Consider the following 18,587-nt stretch of genomic DNA (forward strand, 5'->3'; position numbering starts at 1 on the left):
ATTCCCCTGGCAGGCATGGATTTCGTGAACGCCGGACGCGCTTGGTGGCCGTACGGTCGCGGGGTGCCGACATCGTGCCGCCGGCGTCCACCTCCGTCGTCGCAGTGACATCCATTCGTGTACGGAGAGTGATAGGGGTGTCGCGACATTCTGTGTTTTTCGCTGTTTTTGCACATAAAGCCACATGCATGTCTACTGTGGAAAAGCCTGGTGACTTGCAGTGTTCCGGCGGCGGGCGGTCGCATCCCGATGCACAGTGATCCCATGAACGACAGCGGACGTGGGCGCTACTACTGGTGTACGCGGCACCACCGGGTCGAGCACGAAGCCGACGTGTGCCCTGCCCGGCACGTCCTCGGCCCGTACGCCTCGGCGCCCGACGCGGAGAACGCCCTGCAGAAAGTGCGGGAGCGCAACGAAGCGTGGGAGGCCGAGGACGCCCGTAGGGCCGAGGAGGACGGGGAGGAGAAGTAGCCCGATGCGGGACGACCTCGCGTCGCGACACCACGTGCGCCGCGAGGGCGGTGGCACGTCCCCAAGGAGGAACCGAGATGGCCGAAGCACGACAGGCCACCCGACCGGCCGCGACGCGTACGCCCGCCCGGCAGACTGCGGCCACGGACCGCACCGCCGGCCTCGCCCGTACGCCGACCACCCGTCGCGCGGACGGCGCCGCCCCGGCCACCCGTACCGCGTCCGGTGGCGCCGGCCGGGCCCCGGCCTCCAAGCGCACCGCCGCCACGACCCCGGCCACCAGGCGCACCACCCCGGCGACCTCGGCCGCGAAGGCGACCGCGTCAGCGATCAGCGCGGCTACCCCCGCGCGCAAGCGCGCCGCCGTGAAGGCCCCCGCGAGCCAGATCACCGCGGCGACCCCGGCGGCTGCCGGTAGGAAGACCGCGCCCGGGGCCGTGAGGAAGACCACCGCCGCGGCTGCGAAGAAGACCGCCGCTGCCGGTGCGGCGAAGAAGACCACGTCGGCGCGGACCGCGTCGAGCGGAGGCCGGACGGCTCCGGCGCGCAAGACGACAGTGGCGAAGCAGGCGCCCGCCAAGAGGGCCACGACAGCGACGGCAACAGCGGCCCGGACCACGGCGGCGCGGAGCCGGAGCACGGCGGCTCGCACCACGGCCGCGAAGGCGTCCGCGAGCGTGGCGACCCCGGCACGCAAGGCCAACCTCGCCAAACGAGCCACGACCAAGAGCGACCGGCAATAGGGCGGTGGAGGCGAGGCGGGTCCTGGCCGACGACGACAACGCCGCCAGCCGACGTGCCAGGGCTCGCCGCAGCCCCGCCAGTCCTATTGCCGGTCGCTCCAAGTAGCCCCGCCCGTCCGCGCCTCCGGGCACTGCCGGTCCGCCCGTCGTACGGGTGGCGGATTCCGGGTGCGGTACGCGATAGCGGACGTGGCCGCGCACGTACGCACGGGTGGTGTGTTGGAGGAGGAGACCTGGCGGCGGGGGCAGACGGTCTACCTGCCCGACGGCAATGTGCCGTTGCATCCGCACAGTCTCGGTGAGGGGGCGGCGAGCCTGCTGCCGGACGTCGACCGGGCGGCGGTGCTGTGGACCATCGACCTGGACGCCGACGGCGCCACCACGGGGGTCTCGCTGGAGCGGGCGCTGGTGCGGAGCCGGGCCCAGTTGGAGTATCCGGGGGTGCAGGCCGACGCGGAAGCGGGCCGGTTGCCGGAGCCGATCGCGCTGTTGCCGGAGATCGGTGCGCTGTTGACCGCCCGGGGTCTGCGCCGGGGCGCGATCAACCTGCCGATACCGGAGCAGGACGTGGAGGCCGACGGCGACGGGTGGCGGCCGCGTACGCGCATGTGACGGCGCCACTGCGCCGGCTGGCCGACCGGTACGCCACGGAGGTCTGCCTGGCCCTGCACGACGGCCGTGCGGTGCCGGACTGGGCTCGGGAGGCGTTGCCCCGGTTGCCGGCGGTGATGTCGGCGACGGACCGCGCCGCGTCGGCGGCCAGCCGGGGTGCGATCGACCTGGCCGAGGCGGTGTTGTTGGCGCATCGGGTGGGGGAGACGTCCGACGCCGCCGTGTGGACGTCGATGCGCCGCCGAACGGCACGGGGCGCGCGAACCGTCCGCCCGGCGGTGCGGTGGCCCTGGACGACCCGCCGGTACGGGCCCGGTGCACCGGCGAGTTGACGCTCGGCACCCGGGTCCGGGTCCGGCTGGTCGCGGCCGACCCGGCCACCCGCACGGTCACCTTCGCCCTCGCCTGAACCGACCCGCCACCCCCACCGAGGCCGCCCAGCGGGATTTGTCACAGCTCAGAGCGCTGATGCGCAGCCGCTGGATTTGCGAGGATGGCGACCATGGCATATGACGCGAGTGACCTGCCCGACGTTTCCGGGCTCACCGTCGGCATCATCGGTGGCACCGGCGACCAGGGCCGGGGACTCGCCTACCGGTTCGCCCGGGCCGGTCAGACGGTGCTCATCGGATCCCGTTCGGCGCAGCGTGCGGCCGAGTCGGCCGCGGAGATCGCCGCCCTGCCCGGAGTGCCGGCCGACGGCAGCGTGACCGGGGCCGACAACGAGGAGGTCGCCCGGCGCAGCGACGTGGTGATCATCGCGGTGCCGTGGGATGGGCACGCCGCCATCGTCGCCGCGCTCGCCGTACCGCTCGCCGGCAAGATCGTGGTCGACTGCGTGAACCCGCTCGGCTTCGACAAGCAGGGGCCGTACGCGCTGCCGGTGCCGGAGGGCAGCGCCGTCCAGCAGGCCGCCGCGCTGCTGCCCGACTCCCGGGTGTGCGGTGCGTTCAATCACGTCAGCGCGCCGCTGCTGGCCGACCCGGAGATCGACCGGATCGAGCTGGACGTGCTGATCTGCACCGAGGAGCGGGAACTGGTCGGCATCGTCGGCGCGCTCGCCGCCCGCATCCCCGGCATGCGGGGCATCTACGCCGGTCGGCTGCGCAACGCGCACCAGATCGAGGCGTTCACCGCCAACCTGATCGCGATCAACAAGCGCTACAAGGCGCACGCGGGCGTCCGCGTCACCGACGTCTGAGCAGCCCGTACGCAGGGTCAGAAGACGACGTCGCCGCCGGCCTTCTCGTCGGCGGCGTCAGGTGGCCGGTGAGGTGTCGCTCGACTGGACCGCCTTCATGAAGTCCGACCGTGGTCGAGGGTGGTACGGCGGTGGTGGAGGGCGGTGCGCGTCACGGCCCGCGAGGGCGCCCCACGGGCCGTGACGGTCCGGTCAGAAGGTGTGTTCGGCGCCGGGGAACTCCCCGCCGCGTACCTCGTCGGCGAAGCGTCGGGTGGCCTCGCCGAGCACGCCCGCGAGGTCGGCGTAACGCTTGACGAACCGGGGGGCCCGGCCGGTGCGCAGCCCCGCCATGTCCTGCCAGACCAGCACCTGGGCGTCGGTTTCCGGGCCGGCGCCGATGCCCACCGTCGGGATGCTCAGCTCGGCGGTGATCCGCTTGGCGACCTCGCCGGGCACCATCTCCAGCACCACCGCGAAGGCGCCCGCCTCGGCCACCGCCCGCGCGTCGGCGAGCACGTCCTCGGCGGTGTCGCCCCGGCCCTGCACCCGGTAGCCGCCGATGGTGTGCTCGCTCTGCGGCGTGAACCCGATGTGCGCCATCACCGGGATGCCGGCGCCGACGATCGCGGCGATCTGGTCGGCGCAGCGCCGGCCGCCCTCCAGCTTGACCGCGTGGCAGCCGCCCTCCTTCATGAACCGGACGGCGGTCCGCAGGGCCTGGGTGGGCCCCTCCTCGTACGAGCCGAACGGCAGGTCGCCGACGACGAGTGCCTGCCGGGTGGCCCGGACGACCGCCCGGACCAGCGGCAGCAGCTCCTCGGCGGTCACCGGCAGGGTCGTCTCGTAGCCGAACACGTTGTTGGCGGCCGAGTCGCCGACCAGCAGCACCGGGATGCCGGCGGCGTCGAAGATCGAGGCACTGTACTGGTCGTACGAGGTGAGCATGGGCCACTTCTCGCCGCGCTCCTTGGCGGCGATCAGGTCGCGGGTGCGGACCCGCCGGGTGGCCGGGCCGCCGTAGAGGGCGGTCACCTCGGCCGGGGTGGATTCCACCATGACTGTCTCCTTCCTCGAGGCCGCGTACGCGGTCCCCGGGCTCTGCCGCGATCGTCGCACCGGCGGCCCCGGTCGCGGCAGAGCGCAGTGGAGGATGTCACTCGGCGGTGGTCAGCCGTCCTCGCGCCACCGGTTGGTGATCGGCAGCCGGCGGTCCCGCCCGAACGCCTTCATCGAGATCTTCGCCCCGGGCGCGGACTGGCGTCGCTTGAACTCGGCGGTATCCACCAGCCGGAGCACCTTGTCCACCACCGCCGGGTCGTGCCCGGAGGACACCAGGCCGTCGCGGCCCAGGTCGCCGTCGATGTAGCCGATCAGGATCGGGTCGAGTACGTCGTAGTCGGGCAGCGCGTCGCTGTCGAGCTGGCCGGGGCTCAGCTCGGCGCTGGGCGGCTTGCCGATCGAGTTCTCCGGGATCGGCGGCGTCCCGCCCCGCCGGGTCGCCTCGGCGTTGCGCCAGGTTGCCAGCCGCCAGACCAGCGTCTTCCAGACGTCCTTGATCGGGTTGAAGCCGCCGACCGAGTCGCCGTAGAGGGTGGAGTAGCCGACCGCCAGTTCGCTCTTGTTGCCGGTGGTGAGCACGAGGTGGCCCTCCTGGTTGGACAGGGCCATCAGGATGACGCCGCGTACCCGGGCCTGGAGGTTCTCCACCGCCACCCCGGACAGCGACATGTTCGCCAGGAAGGTGTCCACCATCGGCTGGATGGGCTCGATCCGGTAGTCCAGGCCGGTGCGCTTGGCCAGGTCGGCGGCGTCGGAGCGGCTGTGCTCGGAGGAGTGCTGGCTGGGCATGGAGAGGGCGACCACCCGGTCGGGACCGAGCGCGTCCACCGCGATGGCGGCCACCACCGCCGAGTCGATGCCGCCGGAGAGCCCGAGCACCACGGAGGGGAAGCCGTTCTTGTCGACGTAGTCGCGCAGGCCCAGCGCCAGGGCCTGCCACACCTCGGCCTCGTCGGCGACCGGCTCGATGATCCCGCCCCGGGCGGGCGGGCCGTCCGGGGCCGGCGGAAGGCCGTCGATCGCGCGTCGCACCATCCGCAGCCCGCCGGTGAGTTCCGCGCCGTCGCGGGCCCCGCCCAGGGTGGCGCCCGGACCGCTGCCCGCCTCCGGCAGTTCCACGTCGTGCACGAGCAGGTGCTCCACGAACTGCGGTGCGCGGGCCAGCAGTGTGCCGTCCGCCGCGACGATCATGGAGTCGCCCTCGAAGACCAGCTCGTCCTGGCCGCCGACCATGTTGACGTACGCGATGGTGGCCTCGGCCTCGGCGGCGCGCCGGCGGACCACCGGCAGCCGCAGGTCGTCCTTGTTCAGCTCGTACGGCGAGCCGTTGATGGTGACCACCAGCCCGACCCCGGCGTCGCGGGCGGCGGCGAACGGGCCGCCGGCCTGCCACAGGTCCTCGCAGATGGTCAGCGCCACGTCCACCTCGCCGAGCCGCACGACGGTCAGTGTGTCGCCGGGCACGAAGTAGCGGTCCTCGTCGAAGACGCCGTAGTTGGGCAGGTGGTGCTTGAAGTAGGTGACCACCACCTCGCCCCGGTGCAGCAGCGCGGCGGCGTTGCGGGCCCCCTTGCCCGGCTCGGCGTCCGGGCTGACCTGGGGCGGGCCGTCGGCGTCGAGGTAGCCCACCACGACCGGCAGGTCACCCAGCCCGTCGGAGGCCAGGTCGGCGGCGAGCCGGTGCAGCGCCGCCTGCGACGCCGCGACGAAGGACCGCCGGAACACCAGGTCCTCGACCGGGTAGCCGGTCAGCGCCAGTTCCGGGAACAGGACGAGTCGGGCGCCGGCGTCGGCGGATCTCCGGGTCCACGAGCGGATCATCCCGGCGTTGGCGGCGATGTCGCCGACCCGGGGGTTGACCTGACACAGAGCGAGACGCAGGGTGGGCATGTCCTCATCTTGCCCACGGCGGGCGGCCTCGACACGTGGTGTAGGCGCAGAGCACGCCACCCGGCGACCGCCGGTCGGGACTGGGCGGGACGCGGTGCCCGCGGGTCGGTTAACGTCTGCGTAATCGGGTCAGTGGAGACTGGTCGGTCAGGTCGGGTAAACACCGTCCGAAGCCGGACATAGCGTGTCGCGGAAGGTTGGGGCAGTGGACCGTCAGCAGGAGTTCGTCCTCCGCACGCTCGAAGAGCGGGACATCCGTTTCGTCCGGCTGTGGTTCACCGACGTGCTCGGCACGCTCAAGAGCGTGTCCGTCGCCCCCGCCGAGCTGGAGGCCGCCTTCGAGGAGGGCATCGGGTTCGACGGCTCGGCGATCGAGGGCTTCGCCCGGGTCTTCGAGTCGGACATGGTCGCCATGCCCGACCCGACCACCTTCCAGGTCTTCCCGTTCGAGGGCGGGGTGAGCGGCGAGAGCGCCCGGATGTTCTGCGACATCCTGCTCCCCGACGGCGGTCCCTCCTGGGCCGATCCGCGGCACGTGCTGCGCCGGGCGCTGTCCCGGGCAGCGGAGAAGGGCTTCACCTTCTACACCCACCCCGAGATCGAGTTCTTCCTGCTGGAGAACGGCCCGATGGACGGCAGCGTGCCGGTGCCGGTGGACAGCGGCGGCTACTTCGAGCACACCACGCACGCGGTGGCCCGCGACTTCCGCCGCCAGGCGGTGCTGTCGCTGGAGCGGATCGGCATCTCGGTCGAGTTCAGCCACCACGAGGTCGCCCCGGGCCAGCAGGAGATCGACCTGCGTTACGCCGACGCGCTGACCACCGCCGACAACATCATGACCTTCCGGCACGTGGTCAAGGAGGTGGCGCTCTCCACCGGCGTGCAGGCCACCTTCATGCCCAAGCCCTTCACCGACCAGCCTGGCAGCGGCATGCACACCCACCTGTCGCTATTCGAGGGGGAGCGCAACGCGTTCCACGACGCGGGTGACCCGATGAAGCTCTCCAAGGTGGCCCGGGCGTTCATCGCCGGGCTGCTGGTGCACGCCCGGGAGTACACCGCGGTCACCAACCAGTGGGTCAACTCCTACAAGCGGCTCTTCCCGCAGGCGCTGCCGGACCGGGTCACCGAGAGCCCGGCGTACGTGTGCTGGGGGCACCTGAACCGGTCCGCGCTGGTCCGCGTCCCGGCGTACGGCAAGCCGAACTCGGCCCGGGTGGAGATCCGCTCGCCCGACTCGGCCGCCAACCCGTACCTCGCCTTCGCGGTGCTGCTCGGTGCCGGGATGAAGGGCATCGAGGAGGGGTACGAGCTGCCGCCGGGCGCCGAGGACGACGTCTGGTCGCTGACCAGCGCCGAACGCCGTGCCATGGGGTACGAGCCGCTGCCGGAGAACCTCGCCGAGGCGATCGACGTGATGGCCGGCTCGGAGCTGGTCGCCGAGGTGCTCGGCGAGCACGTCTTCGACTTCTTCCTGCGCAACAAGCGCGCCGAGTGGGAGCAGTACCGCCGCGAGGTGACCCCGTACGAGCGCCAGCGGTACCTGTCGTTGTAGACCACCGCCCGGGCGGACGTTGCGCGGTGCCGCTATCGTCTCGATCACCGTGCCGGCGCCCGCCGGCCGCAGACGGTGGGGAGGCAGTCGGTGCTGGAGGATCTGCTCAGCGGAGCCTGGCAGAGCGTGGTGTTCGGGGTGGTCGGGGTCGGGCTGATGGCCGCCGGTTTCGTCCTGGTCGACCTGCTGACCCCGGGCAGGCTGCGGGACCTTATCTGGGTACGCCGTAACGCCAACGCCGGCCTGCTGCTCGCCGCCAACCAGCTCGGCGTAGCCGGGATCATCTTCACCGCGATCCTGACCAGCTACAGCGACTTCGCCAAGGGGCTGGCCTCGACGGTCCTGTTCGGACTGATCGGTCTGGGCATCATGGCGCTGGCCTTCTTCGTGCTGGACCTGATCACTCCCGGCAAGCTGGGCGAGGTGATCTGCTCCGACGAGCCGCATCCGGTCGCCAAGGTCAGCGCCGCCACCCACTTCGGCGCCGCGCTGATCGTCTGCGCCTGTATCGCCTGAGCTGACCCTCGCATCACGACCCCGGTCGGGCCCGTTGCCCGGCCGGAGGCGGGCGCGCTGGGGCGTGGTCGCCCTCGTCGCCGGCCTGCTGCCGGTGACCGCGGCCTCGGCCGCCAACACCGTCACGGTCTACTACCAGCCACCGGCGGCCTGGGGCGCGTCGGTCAACATCCACCACGGCGTCGACGGTGCCGCCTGGACCCCGAGCAACAACCGGGGTGGCAGCCAGCACGTCCGCTCGGGCAACGCGGCCAACGACGACCCGATGTTCCGCGGCGACTTCCGGGGGCTCATCGACAAGCTCGACTACGTCAAGGCGCTCAACTTCTCCGCCCTCTGGATCACCCCGGTGGTGCTGAACCGCTCCGACTACGACTTCCACGGTTACCACGGCTGGGACTTCCACGAACGCGCTCGCGAAGGGGCGGACGTACACCGGTGACCTGTGGTCGTCGCAGGCCCCGCCCGGCAACCGCTGCCGCTGGTCAAGCACGTCCAGCGACTCAACCAGATCCGCCGGGCCATCCCGGCGCTGCAGAAGGGACAGAAGGGGCAGTACTCCACCGAGGGGATCAGCGGCAACCAGCTCGCGTACAAGCGCCGGTACACCGGCGGCGGGGTGGACAGCTTCGCGCTGGTCACCGTCTCCGGCGGGGCCACCTTCAGCGGCGTACCCGACGGCACCTGGACCGACGCCGTGACCGGGGACGTCAAGGTCGTCTCCAACGGCACCCTCACCGCGTCGGTCAGCGGCAAGGGCAACCTGCGGGTCTACGTCCTCGACCGGCCCGGCAACCCGGCGCCGGGGAAGATCGGCGACACCGGTCCGTACCTGCGCTGACCGGCGTGCGGGGCGCCGGGCGAACCGGACATGCGGGCGGTTCAGCGGACGGCGGCGTCGACGGTCACCGTGCCGGCGTCGGCGTCGAGGACGGCCCGGGTGCCCACCGGCACGCTGAGCTGACCGGGCCCGTGCCCGATCGGCAGCCCGCCCAGCACCGGTACGCCCAGATCACCGAGGCGTTCGGTGAGCACGTCGGCGACCCCCACCGTCCAGCCGTCCGCGCAGTCGGTGAACTGGCCCACCGCCACCCCGGCCAACCCGTCCAGCGCGCCGGCCCGACGCAACTGGGTCAGCATCCGATCGACCTTGTACGGCGGCTCCTGCATGTCCTCCAGCAACAGCACCGCCCCGGTCAGGTCGGGCATGTCTGGGGTGCCCAGCGAGGCCACCACCAGGCAGAGGTTGCCGCCCAGCAACCGGCCGACGGCCCGACCCCGGGTGCGTACCGGGAAGGTGTCCTCGCGCTCGACCGCGTGCACGGTGACCGGTGCGGTGCTGGTCAGCGCCGCGTGTAGGGACTCGGCGGAGGCCAGCGGGGTGCGCGCGTCCCGCCAGGCCGCCCCCGGCCCGTGCACCCCGGCCAGCCGGGCACCCCGCCACAGCGCCAGTTGCAGGGCGGTGACGTCGGAGAACCCGGCCACCACCTTGGGATCGCGCCGCACCGCCGCCATGTCGATCGCGTCCACCACCCGCTGCGCGCCGTACCCGCCCCGGGTGCAGATCACCCCGCGTACCGCCGGGTCGCCGAAGGCGGTGTTCAGGTCGGCCGCGCGCAGCGCGTCGGTGCCGGCCAGGTAGCCCTGTCGCGCGTACACGTGTGGGGCGGGCACCGCCCGCAGACCCCAACCGGTGAGCAGTTCGATGCCCCGGGCCACCCGTTCCGGACGGGTCGGCCCGGACGGCGAGACCAGCATCACGGTGTCACCGGGACGCAGCGCCGGCGGGCGTACGACGTGATCGGGCGCGGTGTGGTGGGACACAGCGGGAGAGCCTAGTCCCGCGCGCCGGGTCCGTCGGCGAGACCGGATAGCCTCGACGGCGTGGCAACCGCGTTGGTGATCGAGAACGACCCGACCGACGATGCGCGAAGGCTCGGCGAGTGGCTGACCGAGGCCGGTCTGGAGCTGTCGGTGATCCGCCCGCACGCGGGCGACCCGCTCCCCGCCGACCTCGACGGGTACGCCGCACTGGTGGTGCTCGGCGGCGACCAGCAGGCCTTCCCGTACCCGGACGGCAAACCCGGCGCGCCCTGGCTGCCGGCGGTGGAGGGGCTGCTCCGCAAGGCCGTCCGGCACCGCGTCCCGACCCTGGGGGTCTGCCTCGGCGCGCAACTGCTCGCCACCGCGCACGCCGGCACGGTCGAGCGCAGCCCGTCCGGGCCGGAGGTCGGCCCCGCCGTGGTGGGTCGGCGCGACGCCGCCGAGAACGACCCGCTGTTCCGGTACGTCCCGCTGATCCCCGACGTGCTCCAGTGGCACACCGACGGGATCACCGAACTGCCGGCCGGCGCCACGCTGCTGGCCGCCTCCACCCGCTTTCCGCACCAGGCGTTCCGCCTCGGCGACCGGGCCTGGGGTTTGCAGTTCCACATCGAGTGCGACGCCGACATGATCGCGCAGTGGGCGACCGACTCGGCGGTGCTGGCCGAACTCGACTACGACCCGGAGCTGGTCGTCGCCGCCTGCGCCGCGGTGCTGGCCGACATCGAGGACGTCTGGCAGCCCTTCGCCGCCAGGTTCGCCGCTCTGGCCCTGGGTGAACTGGACGACAGCGGGTCGCGCCGAACCCTGCCGCTGCTCGGGCACTGATGGGCCGCCCGACCAACGCCACCGGCCGGCTCGCCCGGTACGGCTTCGGCATCACCGACGACGACGCCGGTGCCCGCGCCGCCGACCTGCTCGGACCGGAGGGGCTCGACCTGTGGCGCCCGCAGACCCAGGAACCCACCGGCGACCAGGCCCGGGAGCTGCTCACCGCGCTGTCCCGGGCCGCCGACCCGGACCTGGCGCTGCGCCAACTGCACCGGATGGTGGAGGCCGAGCGCCGCGTCGCCGCCGCACCGACCGGCAGCCTCGGCGCCGGATCGCAGCTGCTGGTCGCGCTGCACGACGACCCGGGCCTGCGCCGTCGACTGATCGCCGTGCTGGGCGCCTCCTCGGCGCTCGGCGACCACCTCGTCGCCAACCCGGACCAGTGGACGGTGCTGCGCACCGAGTCGGACGGGCTCGCCCCGACCGCCGACGGGCGGCTGGACCTGACCGGCGAGGGCAACCCGGTGGCGGTGCTGCGCCGCGCGTACCGGCTGGCGTTGCTGCGGGTCGCGGCGGCCGATCTGACCGGCGGGCGCGGCCTGGAGCAGACCATGGCGGCGCTCTCCGCGCTGGCCGACGCCACCCTCACCGCCGCGTACGCGATCGCCGTGGCCGAGCTGCCCGAGGGCACCCGGAAGCCCCGCCTGGGTGTGGTGGCGATGGGCAAGTGCGGCGGCGGCGAGCTGAACTACGTCTCGGACGTCGACGTGATCTTCGTGGCCGCCGAGGACGACGACCTGGCCGCGGCCACCACCGTGGCCACCCGTCTGATCCACATCTGCGGGCTGGTCGCCTGGCCGGTCGACGCCGCACTGCGGCCCGAGGGCAACCGGGGGCCGCTGGTGCGTACGCTCGCCAGCCACCTGGCGTACTACCGGCGCTGGGCCCGCACCTGGGAGTTCCAGGCGCTGCTCAAGGCCCGCCCGGCCGCCGGTGACCTGGCGCTCGGCCGGGAGTGGATCGACGAGCTGGCGCCGCTGCTCTGGCACGCCGCCGAGCGGCCCGAGGCGGTCGAGGACGTCCGGGCCATGCGTCGGAAGATCATCGACAACATCCCGGCCAAGGAGCAGGAACGCGAGATCAAGCGCGGCCCCGGCGGCCTGCGCGACATCGAGTTCGCGGTGCAGTTGCTGCAACTGGTGCACGGCCGGGGCGACGAGACGCTGCGCGCACCCGGCACCATCCCCGCCCTGCGGGCGCTGGTCACCGGCGGCTACGTCGGCCGTGCCGACGGGGAGGCGCTGCTGCGCGGCTACCGCTTCCTGCGCGGCGTCGAGCACCGCCTGCAACTCCAGGGCCTACGGCGCACCCACACCGTGCCGACCGAACCGGGTGCGCTGCGTTGGCTCGCCACCGCGCTCGGCTACACCGCCACGCCGGGACGCAGCGCCGTCGAGGAGTTCCGCGCCGAGTGGGTCACCCACGCCACCGAGGTACGCCGACTGCACGCCAAACTGCTCTACCGGCCGCTGCTGGAGTCGGTGGCCCGGGTACCCGCCGACGGCCTGCGGCTGACCCCGGAGGCGGCCCGCAACCGGCTGGAGATCCTCGGTTTCGCCGACCCGGCCGGGGCCCTGCGTCACCTCCAGGCCCTCACCGGCGGGGTGAGCCGCACCGCCGCCATCCAACGCACCCTGCTGCCGGTGCTGCTCAGCGAGTTCGCCGACGCCCCGGAACCTGACCGGGGCCTGCTCAACTACCGCCAGGTCTCCGACTCCCTCGGCAGCACCCCCTGGTATCTGCGGCTGCTGCGCGACTCCGGTCCGGTGGCCCGCCGGCTGGCCCGGGTGCTCTCCTCCTCCCGGTACGTCGCCGACCTGCTGAGCCGGGAACCCGAGTCGCTGCGTCTGCTGGCCGAGGAGAGCGAGCTGACCCCCCGGCCCCGCGAGGTGCTCGGCGACGGGTTCGCCGCCGCGGCCGCCCGCCACACCGACCCGGTCGAGGCGATCCGGGCGGTCCGCGCGCTGCGCCGCCGGGAACTGCTCCGGCTCGCCTGCGCCGACGTGCTCAGCCGCGCCGGTTCGCTGACCCCCACCCGCCCCGACACGGAGCGGTCGACGCTCGGCGACATCACCACCGTTGGCACCGCACTGGCCGCCGTCACCGACGCCACCCTGGCCGCCGCGCTGCGGACCGCCCGCGCCGCCCAGCCCGCCATGCCCGACCTGACGTTCGCGGTGATCGGCATGGGCCGCCTCGGCGGGTACGAGTCGAACTACCTCTCCGACGCCGACGTCCTCTTCGTCTACGAGGCCCCCGAGGGCGTCGCCGAGAGCGCGGCGAGCGCCGCCGCCCACGCCGTCGCCGAGGAACTACGCCGGTTGCTCGGCATGCCGGCGCCCGACCCGCCGCTCGGCGTCGACGCCGACCTGCGCCCCGAGGGACGGCAGGGACCATTGGTCCGCAGCTTCGCCGCGTACCAGCAGTACTACGCCCGTTGGTCGCGGGTGTGGGAGGCGCAGGCCCTGCTCCGGGCCCGCTGCGTCTGCGGCGATGCCGACCTGGGCACCCGGTTCGAGAAGCTGGTCGACCCGGTCCGGTACCCGGCCGACGGCCTCACCCGGGAACAGATCATCGAGATCCGCCGGATCAAGGCGCGGGTGGAGACCGAACGGCTGCCCCGGGGCGCCGACCCGGCCACCCACACCAAACTCGGCCGGGGCGGCCTCGCCGACGTCGAGTGGGCGGTGCAGTTGCTCCAGTTGCGGCACGCCGGTGCACACCCGTACCTGCGGGGCACGCGTACCCTCGACGCGCTCACCGCCGCCCGCAAAGCCGGCCTGATCGACCCGGCGGATGCTGAGGCGATGGCGGCCGGCTGGACCCTGGCCGCACAGGTCCGCAACGCGCTCATGCTGGTCCGTGGCCGGGCCGGCGACCAACTGCCCCGACACGGCGTGGAACTCGCCGGCGTGGTCCGACTGCTCGGCCGCGACGACCCGGGCGAGTTCCTCGACGAGTACCTGCGCACCGGCCGCCGCTCCCGAACCGCCATGGAACGCGTCCTGGAGATGTAAGGAAGGGCACCTTATTAACGCCTGCGGTAGAGCAAGGGCCCCCTGTTAACACCCGACGACCGCAGTGCCCGATCAGCTCCCGAGGGTGTACGTGCCGGCGCGCGGCACCGTGACCGCCGTCCAGTCTCCGTTGGTGGAGACGGTGGCGCCGCCGGACGCGGTCAGCCAGCGGCTGTGCCGCACCCGGACCGGCACCGTGCCCGCGTCCGAGGTGCGGAAGGTGACCGAGGCGCCGCCCGCCCGGACCAGTTCGGCCGGGGCACCGACCAGGGGAGTCGGGTCGGTCACCGCGTACAGCCGCCAGTCGGGGTCGGACCAGACCTCGTTCAGGTACGGCAGGCCGTCCGTGATCAGTTCGGCTTCGGCCCGGCCGACCCAGGACAGTGGTGCGTCGGGTACCGCGACGTACTGCACGGCGTACTCGTCGAGCCAGGCCCGGTAGCTGTCGGCGGTCAGCGGTACGCCGGTGCCGGCGGCCCCGGGCACGGTGGTGAAGAAGATCGGGTTGCGGTCGATGTCCGCCTGCCGCAGCCAGCCCCGGGCCAGCGGCACGTCACCCATCCGGGCCGCCTCCCAGTAGTTGCGGGTCGGCGGCACCTCCACCCGCCCGGTCAGCCCGCGCCGGTCGAGTTCGGCGCGCAGTGGCGCGTAGTAGCTCGGCTGGCTGGTCGGGTCACCGATGCTGCGTAGGTCGGCGGAGACCACCGGTGGCTGCCACCACCACACCGCCGCCAGCAGCACGGCGAGCGCCGCCGCCGCCATGCCCCGCCGCTTCGGCCGCGCCGCCGCCTCGGGCCGCCCGGTGACCTCGGGCCCGTCGGTGACGTCGGGTCGCCTGCTGACGTCGGGTCGGACGGCGGTGTCGGGTCGCGGCGTGACGGTGAGGTGTCGTGCCGATCGGACCAGCCAGGCGGGGGGACGGGCGGCGGCGGCCAGGACGGGCAGGGCGAACATGGTCGCCAGGCGGGTGGCGTTCAGCCCGACCGGGGTGTGCACCAGCGCCGCCGCTACCACCCCGCCCGCGGCCAGCAACGCACCCGACCGGACCGGGCGGTAGCCGACCAGCACGGCCACCAGCAGGGCGGTCACCGTCGCCCGGATGGTGTCGGTCCGGCTGATGTTCATCCAGCCGCCGTCGCCGAACAGCAACGCGGTCACGCCCAGCGGCACCGCCGCCGCGACCGCGACGGTCAACCCGTCGGCGTACCGGCCGGACAGCAGCACGGCCACCCCGGCGAGGCCGACGAAGAGCCCGGCCACCGGACTGGCCGCCGACGCCAGCAGCGCCGCCGCCCCGGCCACCACGAGCGGTCGCCACGAGCTGCGGCGCCAGGTGAGGGCGAGTATGGCGGCGAGGCCGAAGGCCACCCCGAGGCCGTACGTCACCCGGCCGGAGACCAGGTTCCCGGCGATGGTGACCACCCCGACCAGGCTGCCGAGCAGCGGCCGGGGCACCCCGGTCCGTACCAGCAGCGCGGCGAAGTGGGCCGCCGCCGCGACCACCGCGATCACGCCGGTGAGGCGTACCCCGAGCAGGGCCATCACCGGCTGCGCGAGCAGGCTGTAGCCGAACTGCTGGACCCCGGCGTACCAGCGCAGATCGACCGGGGTCGCGCCGTGGGCGGCGAAGAAGTCGGCCCGGGCCACCTGCGCGGCCAGGTCCGAACCCATCGCCGGAAGAATGAGGTACGCCACACCGAGCGCCCCGGCGCACGCGGCGGCCACCGCCACCACTCGACTGCCCCGCATGCCCACCTCCGTACCGCGCTCACGGTACTGGCAGCATGTCGGACGTGCCCCATCACCTCGTGCGCTGGACCGGACTGGCCGGATCGATCATGCTTGCCGTGGCGGCCTTCCTCGGGGGCGCCCTGCCCGGCGGCGATCTCCGGCCCACTCCGGTGCGGATCTGGCAGGGGCCGGACGGGCCGCTGATCATCGCGTTGTGGCTGTTCGGTACGGCCGCCATGGCGGCCGCCTGGTGGACGCTGCGGGACCGGGTGCCGTCGGTCCGCTGGGCGCTGGTCACCGCCGGGCTGTGGATCGTGCCGTTCCTGTTCACGCCGCCGCTGGGCAGCCGGGACGCCTACGCGTACGCCTGTCAGGGGGCGAGCTTCGCCAACGGCATCAGCCCGTACGAGTACGGCGTCTCCACGTTGCCGTGTCCGTGGCTGGACACCATGTCCTTCATCTGGCGGGACACCCCGGCACCCTACGGGCCGCTGTTCGTGGTGCTCTCCGGCGCGATCGTCGCCGCGACCGGCTCGCTGATCGCCAGCATCGCGCTGTTCCGGGTACTCGCGGTGGCCGGTGTGCTGTTGACGGCGGTCAGCCTGCCGGTGCTGGCCCGCCACTGCGGGGTGCCGGTCGGCCGGGCGCTCTGGCTGGCGCTGGCCGGGCCGCTGGTGGGCGTACACCTGATCTCCGGGGTGCACAACGACGCGTTGATGATCGGGTTGATGGTGGCCGGTCTGGCGATCGTGGTCAGCCGGCCCACCCGGCCGTGGCCGCTGCTGGCCGGCGGGGTCGTGCTCGGCATGGCCGCCGGGATCAAGGTGACCGCGCTGGTGGTGGTCCCGTTCGCGGCGCTGCTCGCGATCGGCGGTGGGTTCTCGCTGCGGGGGCTGCTGCGCCACGGCACCCCGGTGGTGGGCGGCGCGGTGGCGACCCTGGTCGGGGTGACCCTCGGCGCCGGGCTGAACCTCGGCTGGATCACCGGCCTGTCGCACGGCAACGAGGTGGTCGCCTGGACCTCGCCGCCGACCGCCGTCGGGCAGACCGTCGGATACCTGCTGCTGCCGTTCGGCCTGCACGTCGACGCGCTGCCGGTGACCCGGGGGATCGGCATGGTCGTGCTGGCGGCGCTGCTGGTGTGGCTGTGGTTCCGGGCACGTCACCGGGAGCCGCTCTGGCACGCCGCGCTGGCGCTGACCGCCACGGTCGCGCTGGCCCCGCTGTTCCACCCCTGGTACTGGTTCTGGCCGCTGGCGCTGCTCGCCGCCACCGCCCACCGCACCTGGTGGTTCAGCGCGGTGACGGTGTTCGCCGCGTTCCAGGTGATGGCCGACGGCACCGGCCTGCCCCGATACACCAAGACGGTCGGGGCGCCGCTGATGACGCTGTTCGTGATCTGGGTGGCGGTCCGCTTGATACGGTCGGCTCGGGCGGCCCGCCGCCCGGTTCCCGTCGACTGAGGAGAGGCACGCCGGTGACCGAGACCGGCGTCCGACCCACTTCCACCCGGGACCGCCGCGTACGGTACGTCGGCCTGCTGGGGGCGGTGGCCCTCACCATCTCCGCCTACACCGGTGGTGCCCTGCCCGACGCCACCACCAACCGGGTCTGGCACTCCGAGGGCGGGCCGCTGACCGTGCTGCTGTGGCTGCTCGGCACCACCGCCATGGTGGGTGCCTGGTGGGCGTTGCGCGGTGGCGCCCCGTCGACCGGGTGGGCGGCGCGCACCGCCGCCCTGTGGACGGTGCCGCTGCTGTTCAGCGCACCGCTGGGCAGCCGGGACGTCTACTCGTACGCCTGCCAGGGCTGGGTGTACGCCGACGGCGGCGACCCGTACGCCACCGGTGTGGCCGAGGCCGGCTGTCCGTGGCTGGACGCGGTCGCCCCGGTGTGGCGGGACACCGCCGCACCGTACGGCCCGTTCTTCGTGCTCCTCGCCGCGCTCGCCGTGGTCCTCGGCGGCGGCCTGGCCGGCACACTGGTGTTGCTGCGGATACTGGCGTTGGCGGGGCTGCTGCTGGCCGCGCTCTGCCTGCCCGGCCTGGCGCGGGCGGCAGGGGTGCCGCCCGCGCGGGCGACCGGGCTGCTGCTCGCCTGCCCGCTGGTCGGGGTGCACCTGGTGTCCGGTGCGCACAACGACGCGGTGATGCTCGGTCTGCTCCTGCTCGGTCTGCTCCTACTCGTCCGACGCCCCGACCGGTCCGTCGGACCGCTGCCAGGCGCCGCAGGGTCGTCGGTGGTCGGGGCGGGGCCGGGTGCTGCTGGGTTGCCGGTGGTCGGAGTACTGCTGGTCGCCGGGGTGTTGCTCGGTCTGGCGGTCTCGGTGAAGGCGACCGCGGTGGTGGTGCTGCCGTTCGCGGCGCTGGCGGCGGTCCGTGGCCGGTACACGGTGTCGGCGTTGCTGCGCGACGGCGGCACGCTCGCCGCCGGTGTGCTGGGCGCGTTGCTGGTGTCCTCGCTGGTGTCCGGTCTCGGGCTGGGCTGGATCGGTGGGCTGGGCAGCAGCGGCGACTCCGTGCAGTGGACCTCACCGCCGACCGCCGTCGGCATGATCGTCGACTATCTCGGTGGACCGGTGGGTCTGCCGCCCGTCGGTGTGCCGGTGGCGCGGGTGGTGGCGCTGGTGCTGCTGGCCGTCCTGTTGGTGCTGCTCTGGTGGCACACCTGGTCGGCCCTGCGCCGCTCCGGTGACACCGCACTGTCCGGCCTGCCTGGCGCCGGCGCGCTCGGTGTCGGCTCGTCCAGTGTCGGCCTGCCCGCTGAGGCCGGTGCCGGTGCGATCGGTGTGGGGGAGGGCCGACACCGGGTGGTGTTGCTCGGTGCGGGGCTGGCGCTGGCCTTCACCGTCGTCCTCGCGCCGGTGTTCCACCCCTGGTACGCGACCTGGCCGCTGGCGGTGCTCGCGGTGGCAGCGACCCGGACCACCTGGTTCGTGGTGCCGAGCGCGCTGGCGTCCTTCCTCGCCCTGCCGGACGGTACCAACCTGGCCCGGTTGGTGAAGGCGCCTGGCGCGGTGGCGATGACCCTGCTGGTGGTCGTCCTGGCGGTCCGGTTCCTGCCCCGGTTGCGCCGGGCCCGCCAGTCGCGCTGAGCCCTCGTCGCCGCGAAGCTGGCCGCACGCCCCGGGCGAGTCGCCTGGCCGGAGTTGG

Annotated in this window: 15 protein-coding genes and 1 pseudogene; 12 read left to right on the forward strand and 4 right to left on the reverse strand. The window is 73.4% G+C overall.

What is annotated here, in order from left to right; all coding sequences use genetic code 11:
* Positions 1–264 precede the first annotated feature (264 nt).
* From ID554_RS23215 to npdG, 4 genes and pseudogenes are all read left to right on the forward strand, one after another.
* Positions 265–474: a hypothetical protein gene (locus ID554_RS23215; RefSeq protein WP_191088614.1), complete on the forward strand. Its 210-nt coding sequence runs from the start codon at positions 265–267 to the stop codon at positions 472–474.
* Between the two features lie 77 nt (positions 475–551).
* Positions 552–1,217, forward strand: coding sequence for a histone (locus ID554_RS23220; protein WP_117228356.1), 666 nt, complete (start codon positions 552–554; stop codon positions 1,215–1,217).
* Between the two features lie 144 nt (positions 1,218–1,361).
* Positions 1,362–2,238, forward strand: a pseudogene (locus tag ID554_RS23225) (RNB domain-containing ribonuclease); the annotation flags it as partial.
* Between the two features lie 93 nt (positions 2,239–2,331).
* Positions 2,332–3,030, forward strand: a complete 699-nt coding sequence (npdG, locus tag ID554_RS23230) for an NADPH-dependent F420 reductase (protein ID WP_117228453.1) — start codon at positions 2,332–2,334, stop codon at positions 3,028–3,030.
* Between the two features lie 192 nt (positions 3,031–3,222).
* Here the strand turns inward: npdG and panB are convergent, their stop codons facing one another.
* Both panB and ID554_RS23240 read right to left on the reverse strand, forming a co-directional pair.
* Entirely contained in the window at positions 3,223–4,068 is an 846-nt protein-coding gene (gene panB / locus ID554_RS23235) for a 3-methyl-2-oxobutanoate hydroxymethyltransferase (RefSeq protein WP_117228357.1), read from the reverse strand.
* 111 nt (positions 4,069–4,179) lie between these two features.
* The gene (locus ID554_RS23240; RefSeq protein ID WP_117228358.1) at positions 4,180–5,961 is read right to left on the reverse strand and encodes an NAD+ synthase; all 1,782 of its coding nucleotides are present in this window, start codon (positions 5,959–5,961) and stop codon (positions 4,180–4,182) included.
* 205 nt (positions 5,962–6,166) lie between these two features.
* Between ID554_RS23240 and glnA the strand changes: the two genes are divergently transcribed.
* The 4 genes from glnA to ID554_RS23260 all read left to right on the forward strand — a co-directional run bounded on the left by glnA (position 6,167) and on the right by ID554_RS23260 (position 8,873).
* On the forward strand, positions 6,167–7,516 hold the full coding sequence (glnA, locus tag ID554_RS23245) for a type I glutamate--ammonia ligase (RefSeq protein WP_117228359.1): 1,350 nt from the start codon (positions 6,167–6,169) through the stop codon (positions 7,514–7,516).
* A gap of 90 nt (positions 7,517–7,606) precedes the next feature.
* On the forward strand, positions 7,607–8,032 hold the full coding sequence (locus ID554_RS23250; protein WP_117228360.1) for a DUF350 domain-containing protein: 426 nt from the start codon (positions 7,607–7,609) through the stop codon (positions 8,030–8,032).
* Between the two features lie 34 nt (positions 8,033–8,066).
* Positions 8,067–8,474, forward strand: a complete 408-nt coding sequence (locus ID554_RS31880) for an alpha-amylase family glycosyl hydrolase (RefSeq protein WP_199489195.1) — start codon at positions 8,067–8,069, stop codon at positions 8,472–8,474.
* 3 nt (positions 8,475–8,477) lie between these two features.
* Positions 8,478–8,873: a hypothetical protein gene (locus tag ID554_RS23260; protein WP_223884214.1), complete on the forward strand. Its 396-nt coding sequence runs from the start codon at positions 8,478–8,480 to the stop codon at positions 8,871–8,873.
* A 41-nt stretch (positions 8,874–8,914) separates the two neighbouring features.
* Here the strand turns inward: ID554_RS23260 and ID554_RS23265 are convergent, their stop codons facing one another.
* Positions 8,915–9,790 carry a S66 peptidase family protein gene (locus tag ID554_RS23265; RefSeq protein WP_117228455.1) on the reverse strand — a complete coding sequence of 292 codons (876 nt, stop codon included), beginning with the start codon at positions 9,788–9,790 and terminating at the stop codon, positions 8,915–8,917.
* Between the two features lie 126 nt (positions 9,791–9,916).
* Between ID554_RS23265 and ID554_RS23270 the strand changes: the two genes are divergently transcribed.
* Both ID554_RS23270 and ID554_RS23275 read left to right on the forward strand, forming a co-directional pair.
* Positions 9,917–10,684 carry a type 1 glutamine amidotransferase gene (locus ID554_RS23270; protein ID WP_117228361.1) on the forward strand — a complete coding sequence of 256 codons (768 nt, stop codon included), beginning with the start codon at positions 9,917–9,919 and terminating at the stop codon, positions 10,682–10,684.
* On the forward strand, positions 10,684–13,704 hold the full coding sequence (locus ID554_RS23275) for a bifunctional [glutamine synthetase] adenylyltransferase/[glutamine synthetase]-adenylyl-L-tyrosine phosphorylase (RefSeq protein WP_117228362.1): 3,021 nt from the start codon (positions 10,684–10,686) through the stop codon (positions 13,702–13,704). The genes ID554_RS23270 and ID554_RS23275 overlap by 1 nt, the downstream gene beginning before the upstream one ends.
* A gap of 72 nt (positions 13,705–13,776) precedes the next feature.
* Here ID554_RS23275 and ID554_RS23280 read toward each other — a convergent pair whose 3' ends face one another.
* Complete coding sequence (locus tag ID554_RS23280; protein ID WP_117228456.1) at positions 13,777–15,453, reverse strand: hypothetical protein; 1,677 nt, start codon at positions 15,451–15,453, stop codon at positions 13,777–13,779.
* 44 nt (positions 15,454–15,497) lie between these two features.
* On the opposite strand from ID554_RS23280, the gene mptB (ID554_RS23285) reads away from it, so the two are divergent.
* Both mptB (ID554_RS23285) and mptB (ID554_RS23290) read left to right on the forward strand, forming a co-directional pair.
* Positions 15,498–16,898, forward strand: coding sequence for a polyprenol phosphomannose-dependent alpha 1,6 mannosyltransferase MptB (mptB, locus tag ID554_RS23285; RefSeq protein WP_191088615.1), 1,401 nt, complete (start codon positions 15,498–15,500; stop codon positions 16,896–16,898).
* Positions 16,899–16,912: 14 nt separating this feature from the next.
* The gene (gene mptB / locus ID554_RS23290) at positions 16,913–18,529 is read left to right on the forward strand and encodes a polyprenol phosphomannose-dependent alpha 1,6 mannosyltransferase MptB (RefSeq protein ID WP_117228364.1); all 1,617 of its coding nucleotides are present in this window, start codon (positions 16,913–16,915) and stop codon (positions 18,527–18,529) included.
* The last annotated feature ends 58 nt before the right edge of the window (positions 18,530–18,587 follow it).

This window comes from Micromonospora craniellae (genome assembly GCF_014764405.1).
Lineage (GTDB): Bacteria > Actinomycetota > Actinomycetes > Mycobacteriales > Micromonosporaceae > Micromonospora > Micromonospora craniellae.

What these genes read in the sequence shown, in the direction of transcription:
- ID554_RS23215 (WP_191088614.1), top strand. Translation starts at nt 265, where the DNA reads ATGAACGACAGCGGACGTGGGCGCTACTACTGGTGTACGCGGCACCAC.
- ID554_RS23220 (WP_117228356.1), top strand. Translation starts at nt 552, where the DNA reads ATGGCCGAAGCACGACAGGCCACCCGACCGGCCGCGACGCGTACGCCC.
- npdG (WP_117228453.1), top strand. Translation starts at nt 2,332, where the DNA reads ATGGCATATGACGCGAGTGACCTGCCCGACGTTTCCGGGCTCACCGTC.
- panB (WP_117228357.1), bottom strand. Translation starts at nt 4,068, where the DNA reads ATGGTGGAATCCACCCCGGCCGAGGTGACCGCCCTCTACGGCGGCCCG.
- ID554_RS23240 (WP_117228358.1), bottom strand. Translation starts at nt 5,961, where the DNA reads ATGCCCACCCTGCGTCTCGCTCTGTGTCAGGTCAACCCCCGGGTCGGC.
- ID554_RS23265 (WP_117228455.1), bottom strand. Translation starts at nt 9,790, where the DNA reads ATGCTGGTCTCGCCGTCCGGGCCGACCCGTCCGGAACGGGTGGCCCGG.
- ID554_RS23275 (WP_117228362.1), top strand. Translation starts at nt 10,684, where the DNA reads ATGGGCCGCCCGACCAACGCCACCGGCCGGCTCGCCCGGTACGGCTTC.
- ID554_RS23280 (WP_117228456.1), bottom strand. Translation starts at nt 15,453, where the DNA reads ATGCGGGGCAGTCGAGTGGTGGCGGTGGCCGCCGCGTGCGCCGGGGCG.